The sequence below is a fragment of the Rhodoplanes roseus genome, from assembly GCF_003258865.1.
GTDB classification, from domain to species: domain Bacteria; phylum Pseudomonadota; class Alphaproteobacteria; order Rhizobiales; family Xanthobacteraceae; genus Rhodoplanes; species Rhodoplanes roseus.
Genome location: NZ_NPEX01000331.1, coordinates 1 through 5924, shown reverse-complemented (window position 1 = coordinate 5924; position 5924 = coordinate 1). Strand labels below are relative to the sequence as shown.

The window sequence follows — 5924 nt, the reverse complement described above, 5'->3', positions numbered from 1 at the left end:
CGAGCACCGGAGGCGCTGTCACCCCCTCCCGAATCGCTTCGCGATCCGACCTCCCCCCTCCAGGGGGAGGTGAAGACAGGTGGATTCACTTCTCCACGGGGAAGCCGACGATGCTGCCCCATTCGGTCCAGGAGCCGTCGTAGATCTTGATGTTGCCGTGGCCCAGGATACTGGCGAGCGCGACCCAGACGAGCGTCGCGCGGTGGCTGAGGCGGCAATAGCAGACCACGTCGTCGTGCTTGTCGGGAGCGAAGCCGGCGGCGGAAAGCGCCGCGCGGATCTCGTCGGGCGTCTTGAACGAATCGTCGTCGTTCAGGACCTCGCGGAAATAGAAATGCTTCGCCCCGGGAATGCGGCCGGTGCGCTCGGCGCCGTGGTCGAACGCCATGGTGTACTCGGCGACGCGCTTGCCGAGATATTCCTCGGGCGAGCGCACGTCGAGCAGCAGCCGGTGCCCGTGGTGAAGATGCGCCCGCACCTCGTCCCGCCCGACCCGCATGGAACGGTCCGGCGCCGGCACCGGATAGTCGACGGGCGAGGCCGTGGGCACCGTACGCGACAGCGGACGCTTCTCGGCGAGCCATTTTTTGCGGCCACCGTCGAGCAGCCTCAGGTTCCGGTGGCCCGCCATGGTGAAGGCCCAGTAGGCATAGGTGCCGTATTGCACCGGCTCGCCGTAGAGCACCACCGTGGTGTCGGGGCCGATGCCGAGCCGGCCGAACACCGCCGCCAGCCGCTCGGGCGTGACGAACTCGCGGTCGGTCTCGTGCCAGCAGGCGGACTTCCAGAACAGCCATGTCGCGCCGGGCACGTGGCCGTCGCAATAGGACGTCGGCTCGGCGACGTTGCAGATCTCCAGCACGCGCACCCCGGGATCGCCGAGATGCTCCTCGAGCCAGGCCGTGGAGACGAGAGGAGAAGCCATCGCATCATCCTTGTTCGACGCGGACGTGGGCGCCGCCGGTGCGGGGCGCCCCGCCCGCCTCAGTCGGTTTCGCCGGCGGCCAGCTTGCGGCGCGCCGTGTCGTAATCGCAAGCGCCGACCCAGCGGCCCACCACCAGCGTGGCGATCACGTTGCCCATCAGGTTGGTGGCGGCACGGATCTGCGACATGAAGCTGTCGGCGCCGATCAGCAGCGCCAGCGCGCCGACCGGGATGTCGCTGATGGTCGGCATGGTGGCGGCGAGCGCCACGAAGCCGGCCCCGGCGACGCCCGCCGCGCCCTTGGAGGTGAACAGCATCACGAACAGCACCGAGAGCTGCTGCCAGATCGACATCTCGATGTCGAGCGCGTGCGCCATGAACATCAGGCCCATGGTCATGTAGATGGCGGTGCCGTCGGTGTTGAACGACATGCCCGAGGGCATCACCAGGCCGACCACCTCGCGCGAGACGCCGAGCTTCTCGAGCTTCTCCATGCAGCGCGGCAGCATCGCCTCGCCCGACGTGGCGGCCAGGCAGAACAGCCACTCGTCCTTGAAGAAGGACAGCACCTGGACGACGTTGAATCCGGCCCACTTGAGGAACCCGCCGAGCACGACGACCACGAAGAAGATGCTGACGACGTAGACGCCGAGAATCAGCTGGCCGAGATCGACCAGGGTGCGGGTGCCGAACTTCGAGACCGTGAAGGCCATCGCGCCGAAGGCGGCGAGCGGGGCGATCACCATGATGATCTTCACCATGCCGAAGAAGGCGGACGTCGATCGGTCGAGAATGTCGATGATCGGGCGGCCCTTCTCGCCGATGCCGACCAGGGCGAAGCCGAACAGCGTGGCGACGAACACCACCTGCAGCATGTTGCCCTTGGCGAAGGGGTCGACGAAGGTCGTCGGGATGATGTCCATCAGGAACGACATCATCGTCATGTTCTGGCTCGCCTTGGCGAAGCCGTCGACCAGCTTGGTGTCCAGCGCGGCCGGATTGGCGTGGATGCCGGAGCCGATCGGCCAGACATTGATGACGACGATGCCGACGATCAGCGCGATCGTCGAGGCGACCTCGAAATAGATCAGCGCCTTGGCACCGACATTGGCGACCCGGTGCATGTCCCCCATCTTGGCGATGCCGACCACGATGGTCAGGAAGATGATCGGCGTGATCACCATCTTGATCGCCTTGATGAAGACGAGGCCGAGCGGCTGCAGCGTCACGCCGATGTTCGGATAGACCACGGCGAGCAGCGAACCCAGGATCACGCCGACGATCACCTGGACGTACATCTTCTTGTAGAACGGCTTGGATCCACGTTTCGCCGCGGGCGCGACGGCGGCCTCGGTCGCCACGTTCGTGCTCATGATCTCATGTCCCCCGAATCAGTTCGTGCCCGTGTCCGGGCTCGGTCGCGCGTGCGGACGACGAGCGCCGCCGTCAGGACGGCGGCCTCGGCGGCTCCTCGGTCTCGACAGGCTCTTCGGACGGCGGGGGTGGTGCGGTCCCGTCCGGGATCGTTGCGGAAGTGAGGACCGGCCGGCGCGGCAGCCGGCGGATCCTGGCCGATGGATGGAACGGTGTCGGGCTCGAAGTCGATCGCATGCGGTCGCCCCGTGCGGCCTGCGTGCTGCAAGCCGCGGGGATGCTGCCCCATCCCCGGCCGCGGCGAAACACACGCGCCCGGCTGGACTGCTCCGCGCGACGTGCAATACGGGACTATCCGGAGGCGCCCGATTCAGCGGGCGTGAGCCGCTGTTGCGGCGCAGCGATTCCGGAGCGGCACTGTTTCAAAGATTTGAAAGCATCGAACCCGCGCGGTCCTGTGCAGCCGCGAGAGCGATCGCTTCCGTCAGCTCGCCTTCTTGCGGCTCTGCGACGTTCGGCCGCGTGGCTTCTTGGCGGCGGGACGGCGCGCCACCGGCTTGCGCTCGGAGCCACGGCCGCCGCCGCCCTGCTCCTCCACGCTGCGCCGCAGCGCATCCATCAGGTTCACCACCTTGGACGGCGCCGCCTGACGGCTCGGCGCGATGGTCTGGCCGGTCTCCTTGCGGGCGATCAGCTCACGCAGCGCCGTCTCGTATCGGTCTTCGAACTCGTCGGGCGTGAACTTGCCCTTCATGGTGTCGATGATGTGGGTGGCGAGGTCGATCATCTCCTTGGGGATCGGCTCGTCCGGGATGTCCTCGAAGAACTCCTCCTCGTCGCGCACCTCGTAAGGGTAGCGCAACAGCGTGCCCATCAGCCCCTTCCCGCGCGGCTCCAGCGCGATGACGTGCTCGCGCGTCGAGATGACGACCCGCCCGAGCGCGACCATGCCGCGGGCCCGGATCGCCTCGCGGATCACCGCGAAGGCCTGCTGTCCCGCCTCGCCGTCCGGCACGACGTAGTAGGGCCGGACATTGTAGAGATCGTCGATCTCCTCGTGCGGCACGAAGCGGGTGATGTCGAGCGTGCGCGAGCTCTCGATCTCGATGGAGGAGAGATCCTCCTCGGTGATCTCGACATAGCCGTCGGCGGTCTTGTAGCCCTTGACGATGTCGGAGGCCTCGACCGGATCGCCCGTGTCGGCGTCGACCTTCTGCATGCGGATGCGATGCCCGGTCGCCTTGTCGAGGAGGTTCAGTCGAATCTTCTCGCGGTCCGTGGTCGCGGGATAGAGCGCGATCGGGCAGGAGACGAGCGAGAGGCGAAGATAGCCCTTCCAGTTCGCACGCGGTGCCATGTGGCGTACTCCGGTACAAACGACGACTCAACGCCGCCTGGCCGCAGGCGTTCCGATTCGATGAAACGGGCACTTCCGGCGTGTCGACCGGCCCGCCGATTCACGATCCGTTCGCGTCCTGGCACGGAGTCCGACACAGCCCTCGCGTCAGAGCGTGCAGCGCTTGTAGGTCAGCTCCATCCCGGACATGCCGGGGAAGATGCGCACCAGCGTGCCCGGATCGGGCATCCGCACGCTGAGCTGCACGCTCGACAGCATGATGTCGGAGGCGCAGCTCGCGATCAGATGCGTGGTCGGCCCGTCGATCTTGCGGGCCTTGATGTCGCAGGTGGTCGCCTTTCCGCGGATGCGATTGCCGTCGATGACGAAGCCGCCGCCGTGGAGCTCGGAATCGTCGCGGAGGACGACGCGGTTGCCGTTCTTGACGAAGATCTTCTCGCAGGACGAGCCATCGGTCGCCCAGGCACCGGAGAGGTCCTGGGCCGACGCCGCCGGGGCGACGAGAAGGAGGCCGCCGGTCGCGGCGGCCGCCAGGAGAATCTGCAAGGGGCTCATGACGTCACTCCACACATGCGGGAAAGCACACGAAAGCCCGTCTCGTCACGATGCCGGGCCGGGCGTCGTGTCGCCCGCCCCCGCACCGGCCCGTTCGGACGCCGGCGGCAGCTCGTGCTTCGGCCGCGCGCCCTTGCGCAGCTTCTCGCGCACCGCCTGGAAGAAGACGTAGAGCGGCGGGATGACGAAGATGCCGAGGAAGGACGCGAAGATCATCCCGCCGAACACCGGCGTGCCGACGTCGCGCCGGGCGAGCTGCGAGGCGCCCTCCGCCACGACGAGCGGATAGAGCCCGAGGATGAAGGCGAAGCTCGTCATCATCACGGGCCGGAAGCGCAGCCGTGCGCCCTCCGCCGCCGCCTCCAGCAGCGGGATGCCGCGCTCGCGCTGCTCCTTGGCGAACTCGACGATCAGGATGCCGTTCTTGGCGGCGAGCCCGATCAGCACCACCATGCCGATCTGGGCATAGAGGTCGAGCGTGAGCCCGGCGATCACGATGGCGGCGAACGACCCGAGCAGGCCGACCGTGACGGACAGCAGCACCGGCACCGGGATCGTCCAGCTCTCGTAGAGCGCCACCAGGAACAGATAGGCGAACAGCACCGCGAAGCCGAGGATGATGGTGGTCTTGCCCTCGGCACGTTTCTCCTGGAACGCCGTGTCGGTCCACTCGCCGGTGAAGCCGGTCGGCAGCGTTTTGGCCGCGACCCGCTCCATGGCGGCGAGCGACTCGCCGGACGACACGCCCGGCGCCGGCGAGCCCTGGATCGTCACGGCGCGGCGGTTGTTGTAGCGGATCAGCGACGGCGGCCCGACGATGACGCTGACCTCGGCGAGGCTGCGCATCGGGATCATCTCGCCGTCCTTGTTGCGCACATTGATGCGGAACAGGTCGTCGACCCGGCTGCGATCCACCGCCTCGCCCTGGAGCTGGACCTTCCAGGTGCGGCCGTAGAGGTTGAAGTCGTTGACGTAGATCCCGCCCAGCGTCGCCTGCAGGGCCTGGAACACGTCGGAGAGCTTGACGCCGAGCACCTGGACCTTGTCGCGGTCGATGTCGAGATAGATCGACGGGTTGGTGGCCGAGAAGGTGCTGAACACGCGGCTGAGGCTGGGGTCCTGGTTGGCCGCGACCAGGAGGCCGCGCAGCACCTGGGCCAGGACCTTGGAGTCGCCGGCCTGCAGATCCTCGAGCACATAGGTGAAGCCGCCGCCGGTGCCGAGGCCGATGATCGGCGGCGGCGCCAGCGGCAGCACGGTGCCGCCCTGGATCTGACGGAACTTCGGCACCAGCCGCCCCATCACGGCGGAGGCCGATTGCGACCGGCCGGTGCGCTCCTCGAAGTCCTTCAGGGTGACGACGATGAAGGCGGAGTTCGCCTGCGAGAAGTTGTCGATGAAGTTGAGGCCGACCACCGAGGTGAAGTCGGCGATCGCCGTCTCCTGCCGAAGCGCCGCCTCGGCCTGGCGCAGCACCTCGGTGCTGCGCGCCACCGAAGCGCCGCCGGGAAGCTGGATCACCACGAAGAACGCGCCCTGGTCGTCCTCGGGCAAGAAGCCCGTCGGGGTGATACGGGCGAGGCCCCAGGTGCCGGCCGCCGCGGCGCCGACCGCGACCAGGCTGATCACCGAGATGCGCACGATGCGGGCCGTGACGCCGCCATAGGCGTCGCGCACCTTGTCGATCGACCGCATCACCCAGCCGATCGGCCT

The 5924-nt window shown here is 67.7% G+C and carries 5 protein-coding genes; all 5 read right to left on the bottom strand.

Annotated elements, in window-relative coordinates:
- Nucleotides 1-85: 85 nt before the first annotated feature.
- Nucleotides 86-925, bottom strand: a complete 840-nt coding sequence (locus CH341_RS27305) for a sulfurtransferase (protein WP_111422108.1) — start codon at nt 923-925, stop codon at nt 86-88.
- Between the two features lie 59 nt (nt 926-984).
- Entirely contained in the window at nt 985-2298 is a 1314-nt protein-coding gene (locus CH341_RS27300) for a cation:dicarboxylate symporter family transporter (protein ID WP_210208634.1), read from the bottom strand.
- Between the two features lie 485 nt (nt 2299-2783).
- Nucleotides 2784-3656, bottom strand: coding sequence for a non-homologous end joining protein Ku (gene ku, locus CH341_RS27295; RefSeq protein WP_111422106.1), 873 nt, complete (start codon nt 3654-3656; stop codon nt 2784-2786).
- A gap of 147 nt (nt 3657-3803) precedes the next feature.
- Nucleotides 3804-4211, bottom strand: a complete 408-nt coding sequence (locus CH341_RS27290; protein ID WP_111422105.1) for a hypothetical protein — start codon at nt 4209-4211, stop codon at nt 3804-3806.
- Between the two features lie 45 nt (nt 4212-4256).
- Nucleotides 4257-5924 (bottom strand): efflux RND transporter permease subunit (locus tag CH341_RS27285; protein WP_146604642.1); only part of this gene is annotated, 1668 nt, incomplete at its 5' end.